The organism is Acinetobacter sp. WC-743, assembly GCF_000335555.1.
GTDB lineage: Bacteria > Pseudomonadota > Gammaproteobacteria > Pseudomonadales > Moraxellaceae > Acinetobacter > Acinetobacter bereziniae.
In genome coordinates, this window is the sequence record NZ_AMFQ01000060.1 from 1 (window position 1) to 16,059 (window position 16,059).

The window sequence follows — 16,059 nt, forward strand, 5'->3', positions numbered from 1 at the left end:
CTGATGTGTGCTGAGAAAACAGGAGGTTTTAACTTGGTAAACTATAGACACTCATCAGGAGTTTACCATGAGCAAGAAACAGAAGACTTACACCGCAGAATTTAAAGTTGAAGCAATAAAATTGATTGAAGCCAATCAAGGCAATGTATCGGAAACAGCCAGACAACTTGGCATTTCAATGCAAACTCTTTCAAATTGGAATAATAAAGCAAAGACTGGCACCTTAGCAGGCACTAAACAATATTCACCTGATCTAAATGCCTTACTCGAAGAAAATAAAAAGCTCAAACAACAGCTCAAAACAGCTGAAATGGAACGTGAATTTCTAAAAAAGGCAGCAGCGTACTTTGCGAAAGAAAGTCAGTAAGGTACGCCTATATGAAACAGCAAAGATATTTATTCCCGATTAGCTTTATGGCTAGATTACTTCACGTTTCAGTGTCACGATTTTATGATTGGCTAAAACGAGGCATGAATAAAAGATTGGTTCAGCGAAATCAACAGACAATTTTGGTCAAAATAGCTCATGAGGAAACTAAACAAAGCTATGGCTATATTCGATTAACTAAGCATTTACAAGCGCAAGGTATCAAAATCAGTACGTATGCTGTACGTCAAATAAAAAAGCTCAACCAGCTGTATTGTAAGCGTCATAAGCGTTTCAAAAGAACTACGAAGAGTGATCATAATCGAGCGATCTACGCAAATTTACTAGAGCAACAGTTTTCAATGACTAAGCCCAATCTTGCATGGTCAAGCGATATTACATACATTTGGACTGCTGAAGGTTGGTTATACTTGGCAGCAGTAAAAGACCTGTACACGAAACAAGTGGTTGGCTATAGCTTAAATGAGCGTATGACCGCACAACTTGTTTGCAATGCACTGACTATGGCGATTCGTAATCAAAAACCAACGAAAGGCTTAATTATTCATTCGGACAGAGGCAGCCAATATTGCAGCCATGAATATCGAAAGATACTGGAAAAATGTGATTTTCAAGGTTCAATGAGCAAACGTGGGGACTGTTACGATAATGCACCGATTGAAAGTTTCTGGGGCATACTCAAGAATGAATTAGTGCATCATTGCAACTATAAAACCAGAGATGAAGCTAAAGCAGATATTACAGAATACATTGTGTTATTTTATAATCAGCGAAGAATTCAAAAGAGTTTGGATTTTAAAACGCCAAATCAAATAGCAGAGAACTTTTATCGGTTAGCTGCCTAGCATATCCCAAGTGAAAGTCTCCTGCTAATTCAGCACATATCATATAGGTCAACCCCTTATAAAAGAAGATGGAACCTTATTTGGTACTCTTTGTGCTATTGACCCCAACCCTCAATCCGAATCACTACTACAGGAAGAGGAATTAATTAATCTTTTTGGTAAAATTTTAAGCTATATTTTGCAAGTTGAATTAAGGGAAAATGAACAAAAACGTCAAAAAGAGTTTTTTGAAGCCGTAGCCTTAAGTGATTCTTTAACAGGGTTATTTAATCGCAGAGGATGGGATCAACTTCTCGCACAAGAAGAAGCTCGATGTAAAAGTTACGGTCATCCTGCTGCTATTTTTATGATTGATCTAAATAATTTAAAAATTGTAAATGATCAATTTGGACATTTTATCGGAGACGAATTAATAAAAAAGACAGCAAATCTATTAAAAATTTGCGTCCGTAATAATGATATTGTGGCTCGGATAGGTGGTGATGAATTTGCAATCCTCAGCATTGAAAATACAAAAGAGGGAGCAGAACTTTTATTTGATAGAATTCAAGAAATTTTTGCAAATGCTAACATCAGCATTGCTGTTGGCTTCGCAATTCGAAATCCTTCTTATAGTTTATTAGAAGCGGTTCAGGAAGCTGATGAAAAAATGTATGAAAATAAACGCATGATCAAAAATTAAGATTCAATCAATTTAGTAAACTTCACATCACAATTAGCGTGAGATTCCTTTTCCTTAAAAAACCTATGAAGAACCTATATTATGGAAACCGTATCATTTATATGTTTGTTAACTCTTTCTATATTTGGTTGCGATAATTCAGAACAAATATCACCTGAACGCCAACACCTTATTGAAAAATTTCAAGAAGTTGATTTAAAAATGACTATGTATCTTGCAACGCTAGCAGGTCCCTCTACCCCATTGGAAGAACGCAAAAAAGTTATTTGCGAGGATTTCCCTGTTACCTACGAACAAGAATACCTTCCTATTTCTTTAAAGCTGGCTGATCCAAAAGATCTCAATACAAGTAAAGATCTTCAAAAAACAATAGATTCATATAAAGCTAGATACAATATTGATTGCTAATACAATATTTTAAAAAAGAAACCCCTCCTATGTGGGTTTTCTTTTACCTTAAATAAAATCCAAGACAAAGCAAAAATACACCTGGTAACATGCATAGAAGACCAACAGCTTTGGCATCATGGACACTATTTACATACTTATGAAAATAATGTGGACCAAATACAATTCCCACAAATGATAGTAAAAAACCAAAAATTATTAAGAATGGTGACATAAGCATGATCCATATAGATTGATTTTATTGTACATCACCTCAAGAGTTGTTTGATTTCGTTTACCTGTAACACCGAAATCTTATTATTACCACCAAGGTTACTGAAGGATAACCTGTAATGACTAAGTTTGACCTATCTCGCCCTGCTATATGTAGGGTTTTCTTTTGTCTATTAAAGTATAAAAATTCTAAAAATATCGGAATAAAAATAAAAATATCGGATTACCTATTGACTAATAATATCGGAAATGCGATATTAATTTCATCAGCTAACAAAAAAGCACATCCGACCTCGAAATCAAATGTGCTTTTACTCAATGAGTGAGATAAGTATGAACACAAAACCAAATTCAATCAATCCCATTGTTACACATCGTGTACAGCCTTTTAGCTTCTTTAAAATCGCCACTGTTAGTGGACTATTGACCGCTGGGGCAATCGGTCTTGCTTATGACCAAAAAACGACTGAATACAAGCCACCTATCACTGCTCCTAATGTAACACCATCAACCTATAGCGTTAGTGCTCTAAAGCTCACTTCTGAAACTTCAGGGAAAGCGGTTATCAAACTTGATAGTTTTCTGGTTTTAGTCGGCTTTGATTTTGAATCTCATCCAGATAACTACGGCGTACCTGGTTCTGAATTTACAGCAGTAGATATTACTAATTTGGCGGTTGAACAAATTACAGATATGAACGGTAACGATTGGAATGATTTCACCGATTACAACGATCACAGAAATATCAATCAGATGATTGTTGGTTATATCGAACGTAATCGATTAGTGGAGGCAGACTAATGACCTCTATTCCTCAAAAGAAAACTGAATTTATCAGCAATGAAAATGGCGAATTCCGCATGCGTATCTATTCATACGAATACATCCAAAAAGATGGCGAAATTTATCGAGTAAGTAAATCTGGCTATTTATTTCTTATCGAATTTGCTGAGCACTTAGAAAAGCCTTGGATTCGCCTCAGTTTTGAGCGTGAACGTAAATTTCAAAAGCGTAAAGCATTGGCTATTGGTCTTCAAAATTCAAATATTCCCTCTTATGAACGTCGTGCGTTTAAAAAACGTATGGGCTGGGTTGGAGCATAATCATGACAAATTCGAATAATACAAATATGGATCTTTGGAATTCTTTATGCATAACAGATCCAAAGAAAGTTAAGCCGATTACAGGTAAATCTTATAAAGGCTCATCACCTCAACCCTATTGGTTAGTTCAACGTGCTACAGAAACTTTTGGTCCTTGTGGTCAAGGTTGGGGAATTGAAATAGTTCAACAAGGTTTTCAGCAATGTAATACCGAAACAATGATGCATTATGCGACAGTCCGTGTTTGGTATATGCAAGACGGAAAAAAGTGTTCAGTGGAACACATGGGCGGAACAATGGCTATGTATAAAACCAGTACAGGCAAAATGATATACGACGAGGATGCTCCTAAAAAATCAGTCACAGATGCAATGGTTAAGGCACTTAGTTTTATTGGTTTTGCTGGCGATATTTTCTCAGGCATTTGGGATGACTGGAAATATCAGGAAATGGCTGCAGCTCATTACAATGAACAAAAACAACAGCCCTCTCAAAATCAAAATAATCAACAAAACTCTAGGCAGGCTCAACAACCTAATCGCAATCAAAACAACCAGACTAATGGTCAGCAACAAAAGCCATTGGCTCAACGTTTTAACGATGCACTTTTAGCTATAAAAGACGCCAAAAATCCTAAAACCCTTGATAAAGCAATTAACACGTTCAAAGGTACTCAATATGAGATTGGTATTTCGAATGCATGTCGTGCTCGAGCAGATCAGATGGGATGGGTTGAAGCCCCTCCTCCAAAACAAATACAACAACAGAATCAAATACATCATTGATCAAAATTATTAAATGAAGTTGTTGAACAAATATCTGCACAAAATACTAATTTTCTAAAGATTTTGTGCATTTATTTGTTTATCGATTAAGGAACAAAATTATGATTAAAACTTTAGAAATTATTTGGTTAGAACATTGTAATAAGTGTGGTTGTGGTATTGCGAATGTCCATACCAAACAAGGAAATGAAAATTTCCTTTATGAAGGCGACAAAATTAATTGTTCAAATTGCTTACATACTGATCATATTGATGTCACACATGATTATTTAGAAGATCGTGTTGCTTTTGCAGTTTGGGATGAGCTGAATACAATGGAGGAAGATTGATGGGTGTCCTTAAATATATTATTACTGTCGAGAGCGATAGTCCTCCACAGGTAATGCTCGGTCAAAATATTGGTGGTGGAATTGTTAAAGAATTGAAGGAAGTGGATGTTGAATTAGTTTCTGCTGCACAACTAGCCGAAAAATATAGTCTATCCACCACGACAATTAGAGATCGTCTTGCTTCAATAGATCAAGGTACACCTGGCAAAGCGTTATACAACCCTCGCTTAGCCCATGATTTACTCAGCACTAAAAATAAAAAAAGAGGCAGACCGAGAGCTAATTAGCTCTCACTGTCATTAAACATCTCAACTAAATCCTGCGCATCCGGATTGTAATAAGTGTTAATTAATATCCCAATTGTCTTATGTCCCGTAATTTTTGCTAAAACCTCAACTGGTAATTTGCGAACCTTAACCATCCTAGTAATAGCTTCATGTCGAGTATCATGAAAGTTGATTTCAGGAAGTTTTGCTTTTTTCTTAACCCTCATCCACATTGCACAAAATATATTCTTATCAATTGGCAATAATTTGTCATTTTCTGCAGGTATCAATGAGAGCAAGCGTTTGGCTTCTTTTGAAAGTGGTACGTTACGAGACTCACCGTTTTTAGTCATTGGCAAATGAATAAAACCATCACGTAAGTCTGCTCTACGCATAGATAATATCTCACCCTGCCTCATTGCTGTTTCAAGAGCAAACAAAAAAGCCCACGCGACATATTGTCTAGAACTGACAGGTGTTGTTGTACTGTCCCACTGCAACACTTTCAATAGAGTTTCTTGTTGTTCTGGAGAAATTCTTTGATCTCGTGATTTTTCTTTATTTGGCATTGTTACTGAGTGCCAAACGTTAGACTCAATTAAAAACAACTCTTTCATTGCATAGGTAAACACTGCAGAATAAATTGCATGTTCATTTCTTAATGTAGCTACTTTAACTTCTTTTTTTCTATTATTGCGCCATTCTGCAATATCTGCAGGCTTAAAATCATAAATTGACTTCTCAGCCAGGTTCGGGGCGATACGGTCTAAGTTTTTTATTTTAAAGTTGATGGTACGAGCCGATCGCATGTGTCGACCATGTTCTTCATAATATTTATTACATAATTGTCGAAATGGATAAGCAGGTTTTATACCTTGTTCAAGATCAGCTTTACCAGTTTTAAGTTCAAGTAGCTTGAGTGATGCCCATTGTTCACATTCTTTTGAAGTATCTCTTGTCGCTGAATATCTCTTATTATCAAAAGTTACAGTAATACGCCAACTTGATCCACGTTGTATTGGTTTTGGAAGCTTCATTCTTGGTGCAGATTTGGTGTAGATTTAGATTTATTTTAGCTAATTTATGGAAAAAAGGAAGAAAATATAGGGAATTTCGTGCAGATTAAATAAGATCTATAGTGACTTTGGAATCCGAGAAAATTAAGTAAGTATTTGTTTATTAATATATTTTATTTATTTATTTTTTTTAAAATTGAGAATATCATAAAAATGTCACCTAAAATCATTGTATACTACCTATCATTATCAAGTTTGAATGTTGCAAACTGTCCATTCTCCAAGTGAATCGCCATCAAATGAGTACTTTATTACTAATCACTGCTGCTCCAAGTTCAATTCATGCATGGCATGCATTGGGGTTAGCTCAGGCTTTAAAAGCAAAAGATCAAGAATTTCGTGTGTTCTTCTATCAAGATGGTGTACAAGTTGCCAACAACTTGCAATGGATTCCTGATGATCAACGTAATTTATCTGTAGAGTGGCAAAAACTCGCAATTCGACTTCCTGTCTGTGTGAGTGCCGCTTTAGCGCGTGGAATAACAGATCAAGAAAATGCTAAACGCCATCAAATTCAAACACATAATCTTGCAAAAGGTTTTAATCTCGTTGGACTTGGAGAACTTGCAGATGCAGTCCAATCTACAGATCGTCTCATTCAATTCTAAGTTGATCTTCCCATTAGAGTGTTGCATTTAAAAGGTGATTTGTGTGAATACTGTACTCGTGGTTATAACCCAAGCAAACTTAACCAATCTACAAGTTTATGAAAGCTTGTCTGCCACTATGGTTTTAGCTACTTTTGGTTGTAAAGTCAAAGTGTTACTCAAGGGTGCTGGACTAAGTTTGTTAAAATCCGAACTGGCGTTTGATGGTTTAAAACAAGCATTTAAACTCGCGTCAAACATGGTGGATAGCTTTGAATTTTATGATTTAACACCAGTTTTAGTAGAGAATATGAATAAAAGCTCTGCTTTTGTTACTCAATCACAACAAGAGATTGAGTTCATCGATTTGAATAGTGAATTTATTCAATCTTTTGACCGTGTTTTATATTGGTAAGATGGGCAAGGTAGATTTAAATGTCAGATAAAACACTTTACTTAATTCAATCATGCTTTTCACATACAGATCAAGTTTTAACCCAACTGGATCAAATATACTCAGTAGATGATCATATTCTTTTAATGGGAGATGCAGTGCTATATGCATCTGATCGCCGTTTAGAAAAGAAAAAAAATCTGTATATCTTGGAAAATGATACAGAAATACTTGCCGAAAAAGTTCCTGAGCATTTTAAATTGATCAATTATGCGCAATTCGCAGAACTGATTTTAGACTTCACACGTTGTATCAGTTTAAAATAAATCGCTATTTTACCCTTTGTTATCTCCCAAGTAATTTAATTGCTTTTTCAATCGAGTTACATCATTTAGGTTGTTTTATGAGTTTAGAATTAGACCAAGACGGTCACTTAGTTGATTATACGGTTTGGAATGAACAGGTTGCTCAAGAGCTGGCACAGAGTTTAGAACTCGAGCTTACACCTTGGCATTTCGAAGTTTTATATGCAGTTCGTCAATTCTATACTCAATTTGGACACTCTCCTGCGACTCGCCCATTGATTAAATTTTTAATGAAAAGCGTAAGCCCTGAGATTGATAATGCAGTGTTGCAACAAAAATTTAATACTGGACTGGTTGCTCGACATTTGAGTCGTTTGGCAGGTATTCCTAAACCCGCAAATTGTTTATGACCTATTTATATAAATTGATTCGTTCACATATCTATTAACGTGAACGAATCCCTGTAGATTATGGCTTAGATAAATAGATTATTTCACTCTTTTTCTAAGTAAATCCCATTGGTATTTGAAAAAATAGCTCAACGAAAAAGTGGGATTGGGTACATATTTCTAAGTTATGAATTTTTTAAATTTAAATAATTATCAAATGCTTAACACTTATGCCTTTCAATTAAAACATTTGTTTTGACTTCAAAAAAGTCAAATTTTCCATCCTTTCTGATGCCAACTAAATCAATACCATGATTTTGAGAATTTTGTATTGAAATAACATTACTGTATTTACCAGAATTCAAGAGTTGTGTTCTGACAAAACTTTCTCCCCACTTACCAAGTGATGTTGGTGACAAGCCTAATGGATCCACCCACTCAACAGGATTCGGCGCATATTGAAATTGATTTTCACCACGCAATAAACCAATTCTCTCATGGCTCAAGTTTCTTATAATTAAAGTATAGGTATTTAATTTTTTATTAAACAACCATTTTATCTAGGATTAAAAATATTAAATAATAAAAAAAATTGAGCTTAAATAATAATTCAAGCTCGACATTAAAAATCAATGCAAATAAAAATCAATATTTAGATAAAATTTATTCATTGCTAGTTACACAATTTGACATTTCAATACTATATTCTAATCCTTGAATATTTTTAAGAAAACTGATGTCCTTATCTACTAATTTCCCTCCTGACTCAATCGTAAGCTCTTTTAGCTTTGTAAGCTTACTTAATGGTTTCAAAGAATCAAAATTTCCCATATATGCTAACCAAACAGATTTTAAAGAGGAAATATTTGATATTCCCTCAATACAATTTTCTATTTTCTTACAATAAGTTAGCTCAATATCTTCTAAGTAAGAAAGATTTGAAAGCCAAGAAATATCTGTAATACTTGATATACTAACTAAATATAGAGCTTTTAGTTTTTTAAAATTTGATAGAGTTGACCATTTACATTCAGCACTTTTTTCAAGAGATAACGATTCCAACACATTGTTTAATGGGAAATTGAAATCTAAACTATTAAATCCTTCAATAAATAATGTCTTCAATTTCGGATGGTTAAATAAATTTTCAAACCGCTTGCTATATATTGTAAAAATTTCTTCAAGGTTACTAAATTCATGAAAATTAATTGGCTCTTTTCCACTAAATTTACAGTTTTTTATCTCAAATCTATTCGCATTTTTAAATTGATATAAATAACTACTTTTCTTTAGATCAATATTAGCTAAGTGCACTATTTTTGCTTTTTCAAAAATATGATAAAAATCCACATTATCTAGTATTGATATATTACATAAGTTAGCATCAACAATTAAATTATTTACATTTTTTTCTTCCATAAATTTAAAAACTTCTGATGCACTATCATTCTCTTCAATAATTAAAAAATTATCTAATCTTTCTTTATTAGTATTACCAATAAACATCAACCTTACCCTTATTTTTATCTACGATACATAGAACTAGTATCTAAAGTTGAAAGCGAACCTGTATTTGGTGGTCTAGCCACATTTGCTAAATTATCACGTCCTCCTTTTCTTGACATAATTAATGCTTCACTAATATTTAAATCTTTTTCTTGACATGTACCTATAGAAATATTTGGAATATCATTCATTTTTAGTTTATCTGATCGTAAATGTTGCATCAATCGTGTTCTTAAATCAACAGCTTGCCCAACATAATCACGAACAGTTCCTTTAGGTAGCCCTGAGGATTTCAATTTACGGTTATTAAGTTTTGATGGAAACACATAAATACCAGAAGCTTTTCCATTTATTCCTAATTTTTGCAGTTGCGCATCCAATGTTTTGATTATACTAGGATTTAATCTTGCCCAACCTAATAAATCCCCCCACTCAACAGGATTCGGCGCATATTGAAATTGATTTTCACCACCCAATAAACCAATCGGATCATGACTCACAAATCTTCCAGCATCAGGATCATAATACCTAAAACGGTTGTAATGCAAATCTGTTTCTATATCATAAATATAATTTTGAAAGGCTTAAGAAAAAAATTATTTATATATTTCTAAATTTTATATAAAAAAATCTTCATAAACACTAAATCCTCTTTTATTTTTTGGCCAATTATATTGCATCCTAACTAAATCTTTTTCATTTAGATTTTCAGAAAATTTTTTCTTTTTTGATTCTACTGGGCTAAAAATTTTAACATGAATATTTTCATTAAATTCCAAATCAATAATTTGAAAGCCGATAATATTATTTGGCACTGGAATTGATTGATCACATACTTTAACTATATCTATATAATCTAAACCACATAATTTTTGTGAACTTAAAAAGTTTAACATTTTAAAGAAAAAAGAATATTCCGTATTCAAATATTTTTCTTGATTATTTAAAGGCCAATCAAAAGGCAACAAGATCATAAAGACAAAATTGTTTATATTAGTAAATATATAATTTGTTTTTTTTCCAATAAAACCAATAAAAATCGATGTTTTAAAATCATTAAAATCGAAATAAAAATCTAAAACCTTACCAAAGTATTCAGACAAGACTAAATTTAGTTCCCCCCCCAAATAGTTATTATTTTTTTGAAAATAACCTCTAGTTGAAATAGCACCATGCTCAATTAATATTCTTTTATAAAACTCATAACTTATTTTGTTTTGTTCATCATACATAAAAGCTGTATCTAAAATTGTTCTATTATGTCTTGGTAAAAAAAAATTCAAATCAGCACCTTTTAAAACTAACTCTTTAAATACTTCTTTATTTCCATCAATCAATGAAACTTCCAAAGGGTTAAAAAGTGAAAGTGGATTACCATTAATATCTTCACCATACTTCAATAATAAATTCAACATTTTTAAATCATTTTTTTCACAGCATAAAGAAATTAATGATTTTCCAAATTTTTCTTTATATACATTAACTAAATTATAATTCTTAAGAAGATAATCTGCAATAAAATATGCATTACATTCAACTGCATAATAAATATAATCTAATAAATCATCATCAATATTAATTTGACTCTTAAATATTTCTAATTCATCTTTTTCAATATTTTCATAAACTGACATATATGTTATCTCATACCATTAAAAATTTTGCCTAAATCTGATAAAGCACCTTCTAAAGCATTTCCAATATCCTTCCCTTGCTTCATTGCTTTTCGTCTTGCTTTACTTAAATGATCATAAACCATTTTCGCGCTATCTTTAGTATGTACTCCGCAACCATTTTCAGCCCAAACAAAATTACGAGGATCTCTATTGATATCAAATTTTTTACCATTTGTTTTCAAATATTTTTGGACCATAAGTTGTGAAGCCAATATATATCTTCTGTTCGAATCAGACCAATTACAAGGAGCATTTTCTCTTACAATATGATGCCTATGGGGATCAGCCATATCTTTTGGCTTTGGTCCCATAGCATTTTTATCTTTTTTTGACAATTTACATTTTGCTAAACCATATGGATCCACCCACTCAACTGGATTTGGTGCATATTGAAATTGATTCTCACCACCCAATAAACCAATCGGATCATGACTCACAAATCTTCCAGCATCAGGATCATAATACCTAAAACGGTTGTAGTGCAAACCTGTTTCTATATCATAAGTCTGACCTTGAAAACGATGCGGTTGTAAAAGATAAGATTTTTCGATGGCATTCAATTCAATTGGCTGTGCTTCAACAGCTTGCCACTCAACTGCAACTGTATTACCCCATGCCTTATATACTGCTTCCCATGCAATGTCACCAGAGTGAGTTGTCAGTTCTCGTGGTGTGCCCAAATGATCATTTTGATACCAATAGATCTGATATGCTGAGTGTCGTCGCTGTTCATCATTTGCAACTTCAGGTATTGTTTGGAGACTACCTAGCCCTTCAAGTTCACCAATATTCTGTAAAGCAATGTGCTTCAGCTGATTGATCTTTTCCGTGTCCACATGAGGTAATAGATCATCATTGGCTGCCTCAGATAATTTATCATCAAGCCAGACTAGACGGGCAAGAGGTACAAAGCTATCTGCTTCATATACAGTCGTAAAAACATGCTGACCATTATAATCTTGTAAAATTCTATTCCCATCCCAAACATTCCAGACGGCTTGTTTTTGAATCAATGTTAATTGTTCTGTTTGTACTGTTTTTGAAGTAGGTTGGGTAATAGAGCGGCTCAGTACACTCGGCTGACTTGAATTCCTACCACCTAAACTGAGATTAATTGAAGAGCCAAGCCGATTCGAACTTTCAAGATTGGGTTGGATATCTTGATTTTCGATAGCTTTCGTTTTGAGCTTTACTTGATGCGTAATTAATGCCTTTTTATAGATTTGGCTTTGTTTAGCAATACGGCGACCAAATGGATCATAACAATATTGTGTTTGAATAATTTCTTGTCCACCACAATCATCAGGCTTTATCGATGTCGATGCTTTTAACTGGTTCTGCTCATCCCAATCTAAATCAATCTGTCGAGTGCTCAACTGATGTAAGACATGGTTATTGCTCAAATGTTGCTGAATATAACCAAATGCTTGTTGATCTTTCATCTGAATCCGTTTTTGAATTACCCGTCCTAGGTCATCATATTCAAAATCAACAGTTTGATGTGATTGCTCTAAATGTTTGACACGATTGTCTTTTATTTGATGATTAGATATTGAAGCATTATTTTCACCACTCGATGTAATTGGTAAAATATTACTTGCAGGATCAAATGCAAAACGTTCACGAATTTGTATAAAGTTTTCACTCTGACCTTGTGTTATCAATTCACTACTTGTTAAACGTGACAATACATCATATTGATAGATCTGTTTACGTTGCCAACCATGACTATTAGTCGTTCCAATTGCCAGAGCATTTTGTTGAGAAGCGGTTTGATAAAGATAACGCTTATCTAAAATCTCTTTCAACTGACCCGCTTTATCATAATCATACAAGCGCTCTAAACGTTTACGAGCTGGAGCATTCTCCCAAGCTACTTGCTGCTCAGTCAGTCGTCCCATTGGATCAAGTTTAAAGGTAGTATGGAGTTGTCCCTGTGTCCGTTCACTTTCCTGATGTAAGTTATCGCGTTTTAAACTGCTGATTTCATGTATACCTTCGCTGTCTTGCAATGCATAATGCCAAGCATGACCAGAACCATAGTACATGGTTTTCAATTTTCGACCATCGGGCAATATTGTTTGTATGCGATTACCCAGTTCATCATATAAATGTGTCAGATTATGTGAACGTTGTACATGTTCTTGGGAAATTTCATTATACCAGTGTGCAATTAACTGCTCTTTTGTAAGTTGCCCAATCTCGTCATAACTCAGTTTAACATGGCTATCCATATTTCGAGCTTGTAGCAATTGCCCAGCTAAATCATAGTCGTAACGTATACGCTTTTTCTCTGTCAAATCTTGATGATCGACAATATATTGTTCTAATAACTGTCCAAGCATATCCCGTTTGAAGACTGTGCCATATCGTACTTGCTTGTTTTCAGTGTACTGTCGATGTTTAACCAATTTCCCTGCTGGGCTATATTCATATTCAGTTCGTATATTGTCAAACGTGGTTTCAGCAATGACTTGATCATTGCTATCGTACTCCAAAGTCCACATTTGACCATTTTCATTGGTTAATCCAACAAAACGGCGCAATTGATCATAATGATAGGTGACAACACCATGGGCAGGATCTATACGACGTATAGGTAAACTGTCATGGCTATATTGATAGCCAGTCGTTCGTCCTAAAGCATCTCGATACTCTACTAAACGTTCTAAAACATCATATTTAAAATGCTCAATACTTTGATCCGGATAAATAATTTCACACGGTTGCTCCTGACGAGCATAGTATTTGAATCTAGTTTCATAACCTAAAGCATTTTTGACAGCAATCAAACGCCCATAATGGTCATAATCATATTGGGTAATTTTATCGCTACAGTCTTTGTATTTTTGCAAATTTGCATATCTGTCCCATAACATATGCTTATGCCCCCCTTTGGCATCAACAACAGCATAAGCCATGCCTGTAGGCGTATATTTAATTTGAGTTTTTTGCCCCAAAGCATCAGTAACGACTAGAGGTTGTCCAGCAAAGTCATAAGCTGTTGTTTGATTATGCCCTAAAGGATCTGTCACTTGAGTTAAATGACCATTTGTCCAAGATAATGAAATTTCACGCCAAATAGGAAGTTTTGTGACTGGATGATAGTCAATTAGGCTTCTAATTTTTGTCAGTTCTGCACCACTATATTGGTATTCTGTAATACCGCCATCAGCATCGGTCTTTTTAAGAAGCTGACCTGAATTATTGTAAGTATAATATTCGGAATAACCTTTTGGATCCACATATTGGATTAAATCGAAAGTATCATTGTAGTAAAATTTTTCTACTTTTTCGATTACTGTATTGGGTGCTGAAATAACATTGGTAAATCCTGCCTGATAATCAAATATAAACTCTTCACCCGTATTGATCCAATGTCGAGTAACCTTCCCTAGAGGCGAATATTCATTATATTCATAAAAACTACTCACACCACCAATCTCGTGATGTGCAGTAAGAATATGATTTTTCCATTCGTATTTGCGGCTTAGACGCAATTTGTATTGTGAAGGTTCATTAGCTTCAACAGGACTATCATCAATGTAAACATTGATTAAGTCAGCATCTTTGGAATATTCATAACGCACCAAAACTTTGACATTTAAAACATCTTCTAAATTTTCAAAGTTTCGATGGGCTTCATGTTCAGCTTGAAACAATCTTTCTTGTAATGAAACTGCATGCGCTGTAGCTGCGATGTCTAAAGGATCTCGTGTTCCCAAACCTTGTAAGAGCTTTATCTGTTTCAGTCGTATGTGATCTTGAACTTCAATAAAATCAAATGCCAGTACACGTCCTATACTATCTACAATATGACTTGGATAATTTTTCCTGACTTCATCTTTATGTAAGTACTCCAGCCCGATTCGGTTACCATAAAGGTCGTAAGTGCCTGTGCACAATAGTAAATGTTCAGGCTTTTTGCTTAGGTTTTCGACTTGATGGTGAAATTCATAATAAGTGGATGCTGACTCTAGTGTACCAATGGCAATGCGAAATTTATAAGATTTAGATTCATTTGTTTCATTTTCAACTTCACGAATGAGTGTGAAATCCTCATGAATTGAATAAAAACTATCCTCCACCTCTAAAAAAGGAAATTCAATCACTCTGCCAAAAGGCAATAGCACATCAATTCGATCATGTGCAGGTAGAACTTTTATTTGGATCGCATATGGACAATCCCATCCCTGACCAAACCATGTATATGGATTCTGTACAGTGCCTATTTCACTATTACTCGCGTAGCTACGCTGCCAAACTAAAGGAAATGCTGAGTTTAATGAGAAATCAGTATCCATATCTCCCATTAAAATCTTACAACCTTGCATAGGATTTACAGGCTTCCCTTTTAAAGCTTTTTTTGCTGCTTTCTTACAAGGCTTACACTTTTTCGGTTTTTTACCTTTGCCCTTAAAACTTGCTCCATTTTTAGCTTTTTTTGCCTTTTTCGCTAATTTTGCTGCATCGGCTGCCTTATCAGCAGCTTTAACAACTTTACGTCCGACTTTTGCACCTGTCGCAGCCCAACCTGCGAAGGGAATCATAGCAGCAGCCGAAAGTGCCGCACCAGCATAATCTCCACGTGCAAGACATATGACACAATTTAAACCGTCAGCAATTTCTCCTAGCCCTGGAATCAATCCGACCACATCTAACGCAAGTTGCAAGCCATCCAAAGCAGTATTTAACATCTCATTAAGAGATGGCATTTTGACCACTTTACCCCGTGTATTGCCTGTTTTACCGTCAGAGCCATTCATCCAAAAGCCATCATCGACTCGAACCGTCCACTTTCCATGAACTTTAAAAGTATTACTTTTATCAAGTGGATAACACTCGCCACCCACCGTTTGGCTTTTAATTCCTTTTAAAATACCGAGTTGATCACCAATGGTACGTGATACACAACTTTTATCATGTAAAACAAAAGGATGGCTATTCGCTCTAACATTATCTTGAACTTTAGCTGAATCTTTTAAAAATGCCACAACTGGATAAGGCACAGGGATATTGGGTGGTGTCTTACATACATCTGGGCATGTAAATACCACCATCCAACCCGACTCTTTTCGAAGCATTAAATTATCAGCCATATTTTTTC

General features: G+C 34.4%; 16 protein-coding genes and 2 pseudogenes. 12 read left to right on the forward strand and 6 right to left on the reverse strand.

Annotation, left to right across the window (positions count from 1 at the left end; all coding sequences use genetic code 11):
• Positions 1–67: 67 nt before the first annotated feature.
• The 8 genes and pseudogenes from ACINWC743_RS07365 to ACINWC743_RS07400 all read left to right on the forward strand — a co-directional run bounded on the left by ACINWC743_RS07365 (position 68) and on the right by ACINWC743_RS07400 (position 5,040).
• A protein-coding gene (locus ACINWC743_RS07365) for an IS3-like element ISAba21 family transposase (RefSeq protein ID WP_085947548.1) occupies positions 68–1,233 on the forward strand; the annotation gives its coding sequence in 2 pieces (ribosomal slippage) (positions 68–326 and positions 326–1,233; 1,167 coding nt in all).
• A gap of 40 nt (positions 1,234–1,273) precedes the next feature.
• Positions 1,274–1,915 (forward strand): annotated as a pseudogene (locus ACINWC743_RS07370) (GGDEF domain-containing protein); the annotation flags it as partial.
• Between the two features lie 81 nt (positions 1,916–1,996).
• Positions 1,997–2,323: a hypothetical protein gene (locus ACINWC743_RS07375; protein WP_005029070.1), complete on the forward strand. Its 327-nt coding sequence runs from the start codon at positions 1,997–1,999 to the stop codon at positions 2,321–2,323.
• Between the two features lie 546 nt (positions 2,324–2,869).
• On the forward strand, positions 2,870–3,337 hold the full coding sequence (locus ACINWC743_RS07380) for a hypothetical protein (protein ID WP_009584980.1): 468 nt from the start codon (positions 2,870–2,872) through the stop codon (positions 3,335–3,337).
• A complete protein-coding gene (locus ACINWC743_RS07385; RefSeq protein ID WP_005029076.1) occupies positions 3,337–3,639 on the forward strand; it encodes a hypothetical protein in 303 nt (100 codons plus the stop codon). Before ACINWC743_RS07380 ends, ACINWC743_RS07385 begins: the two co-directional genes overlap by 1 nt.
• A gap of 2 nt (positions 3,640–3,641) precedes the next feature.
• Positions 3,642–4,424 (forward strand): hypothetical protein, encoded by a 783-nt coding sequence (locus ACINWC743_RS07390; protein ID WP_009585012.1) that lies wholly within the window; start codon positions 3,642–3,644, stop codon positions 4,422–4,424.
• 101 nt (positions 4,425–4,525) lie between these two features.
• Positions 4,526–4,753: a hypothetical protein gene (locus ACINWC743_RS07395; RefSeq protein ID WP_009585018.1), complete on the forward strand. Its 228-nt coding sequence runs from the start codon at positions 4,526–4,528 to the stop codon at positions 4,751–4,753.
• Complete coding sequence (locus tag ACINWC743_RS07400) at positions 4,753–5,040, forward strand: HTH domain-containing protein (protein ID WP_035300618.1); 288 nt, start codon at positions 4,753–4,755, stop codon at positions 5,038–5,040. The genes ACINWC743_RS07395 and ACINWC743_RS07400 overlap by 1 nt, the downstream gene beginning before the upstream one ends.
• Here ACINWC743_RS07400 and ACINWC743_RS07405 read toward each other — a convergent pair.
• Positions 5,037–6,056 carry a site-specific integrase gene (locus ACINWC743_RS07405; RefSeq protein WP_009584974.1) on the reverse strand — a complete coding sequence of 340 codons (1,020 nt, stop codon included), beginning with the start codon at positions 6,054–6,056 and terminating at the stop codon, positions 5,037–5,039. The two genes, ACINWC743_RS07400 and ACINWC743_RS07405, sit on opposite strands and share 4 nt — an antisense overlap.
• A gap of 278 nt (positions 6,057–6,334) precedes the next feature.
• On the opposite strand from ACINWC743_RS07405, the gene tusD reads away from it, so the two are divergent.
• The 4 genes from tusD (at position 6,335) to ACINWC743_RS07425 (ending at position 7,791) form a co-directional block, all read left to right on the forward strand.
• Positions 6,335–6,703 carry a sulfurtransferase complex subunit TusD gene (gene tusD / locus ACINWC743_RS07410; RefSeq protein ID WP_004830867.1) on the forward strand — a complete coding sequence of 123 codons (369 nt, stop codon included), beginning with the start codon at positions 6,335–6,337 and terminating at the stop codon, positions 6,701–6,703.
• 43 nt (positions 6,704–6,746) lie between these two features.
• A complete protein-coding gene (locus ACINWC743_RS07415; protein WP_004830868.1) occupies positions 6,747–7,097 on the forward strand; it encodes a hypothetical protein in 351 nt (116 codons plus the stop codon).
• Positions 7,098–7,117: 20 nt separating this feature from the next.
• On the forward strand, positions 7,118–7,402 hold the full coding sequence (locus tag ACINWC743_RS07420; RefSeq protein ID WP_004830869.1) for a DsrH/TusB family sulfur metabolism protein: 285 nt from the start codon (positions 7,118–7,120) through the stop codon (positions 7,400–7,402).
• A 77-nt stretch (positions 7,403–7,479) separates the two neighbouring features.
• Positions 7,480–7,791 carry a TusE/DsrC/DsvC family sulfur relay protein gene (locus ACINWC743_RS07425; protein WP_004830870.1) on the forward strand — a complete coding sequence of 104 codons (312 nt, stop codon included), beginning with the start codon at positions 7,480–7,482 and terminating at the stop codon, positions 7,789–7,791.
• Between the two features lie 200 nt (positions 7,792–7,991).
• On the opposite strand, the gene ACINWC743_RS07430 is transcribed toward ACINWC743_RS07425, so the two are convergent.
• The 5 genes and pseudogenes from ACINWC743_RS07430 to ACINWC743_RS07450 form a co-directional block, all read right to left on the reverse strand.
• Positions 7,992–8,321, reverse strand: a complete 330-nt coding sequence (locus ACINWC743_RS07430; protein WP_227510911.1) for a hypothetical protein — start codon at positions 8,319–8,321, stop codon at positions 7,992–7,994.
• A gap of 112 nt (positions 8,322–8,433) precedes the next feature.
• The gene (locus tag ACINWC743_RS07435; protein ID WP_009584978.1) at positions 8,434–9,276 is read right to left on the reverse strand and encodes a hypothetical protein; all 843 of its coding nucleotides are present in this window, start codon (positions 9,274–9,276) and stop codon (positions 8,434–8,436) included.
• Positions 9,277–9,689: 413 nt separating this feature from the next.
• A pseudogene (locus ACINWC743_RS25265) lies at positions 9,690–9,857 on the reverse strand (RHS repeat-associated core domain-containing protein); the annotation flags it as partial.
• A gap of 36 nt (positions 9,858–9,893) precedes the next feature.
• The gene (locus ACINWC743_RS07445; RefSeq protein WP_009584975.1) at positions 9,894–10,910 is read right to left on the reverse strand and encodes an ankyrin repeat domain-containing protein; all 1,017 of its coding nucleotides are present in this window, start codon (positions 10,908–10,910) and stop codon (positions 9,894–9,896) included.
• 5 nt (positions 10,911–10,915) lie between these two features.
• Positions 10,916–16,051, reverse strand: a complete 5,136-nt coding sequence (locus ACINWC743_RS07450) for a PAAR-like domain-containing protein (protein ID WP_009584984.1) — start codon at positions 16,049–16,051, stop codon at positions 10,916–10,918.
• Between the last annotated feature and the right edge of the window lie 8 nt (positions 16,052–16,059).

Bases quoted from the DNA above. Each gene is read 5' to 3' on its own strand.
- ACINWC743_RS07375 (WP_005029070.1), top strand. From the start codon at position 1,997: ATGGAAACCGTATCATTTATATGTTTGTTAACTCTTTCTATATTTGGT.
- ACINWC743_RS07380 (WP_009584980.1), top strand. From the start codon at position 2,870: ATGAACACAAAACCAAATTCAATCAATCCCATTGTTACACATCGTGTA.
- ACINWC743_RS07385 (WP_005029076.1), top strand. From the start codon at position 3,337: ATGACCTCTATTCCTCAAAAGAAAACTGAATTTATCAGCAATGAAAAT.
- ACINWC743_RS07390 (WP_009585012.1), top strand. From the start codon at position 3,642: ATGACAAATTCGAATAATACAAATATGGATCTTTGGAATTCTTTATGC.
- ACINWC743_RS07395 (WP_009585018.1), top strand. From the start codon at position 4,526: ATGATTAAAACTTTAGAAATTATTTGGTTAGAACATTGTAATAAGTGT.
- ACINWC743_RS07400 (WP_035300618.1), top strand. From the start codon at position 4,753: ATGGGTGTCCTTAAATATATTATTACTGTCGAGAGCGATAGTCCTCCA.
- ACINWC743_RS07405 (WP_009584974.1), bottom strand. From the start codon at position 6,056: ATGAAGCTTCCAAAACCAATACAACGTGGATCAAGTTGGCGTATTACT.
- tusD (WP_004830867.1), top strand. From the start codon at position 6,335: ATGAGTACTTTATTACTAATCACTGCTGCTCCAAGTTCAATTCATGCA.
- ACINWC743_RS07420 (WP_004830869.1), top strand. From the start codon at position 7,118: ATGTCAGATAAAACACTTTACTTAATTCAATCATGCTTTTCACATACA.
- ACINWC743_RS07425 (WP_004830870.1), top strand. From the start codon at position 7,480: ATGAGTTTAGAATTAGACCAAGACGGTCACTTAGTTGATTATACGGTT.
- ACINWC743_RS07435 (WP_009584978.1), bottom strand. From the start codon at position 9,276: ATGTTTATTGGTAATACTAATAAAGAAAGATTAGATAATTTTTTAATT.
- ACINWC743_RS07445 (WP_009584975.1), bottom strand. From the start codon at position 10,910: ATGTCAGTTTATGAAAATATTGAAAAAGATGAATTAGAAATATTTAAG.
- ACINWC743_RS07450 (WP_009584984.1), bottom strand. From the start codon at position 16,051: ATGGCTGATAATTTAATGCTTCGAAAAGAGTCGGGTTGGATGGTGGTA.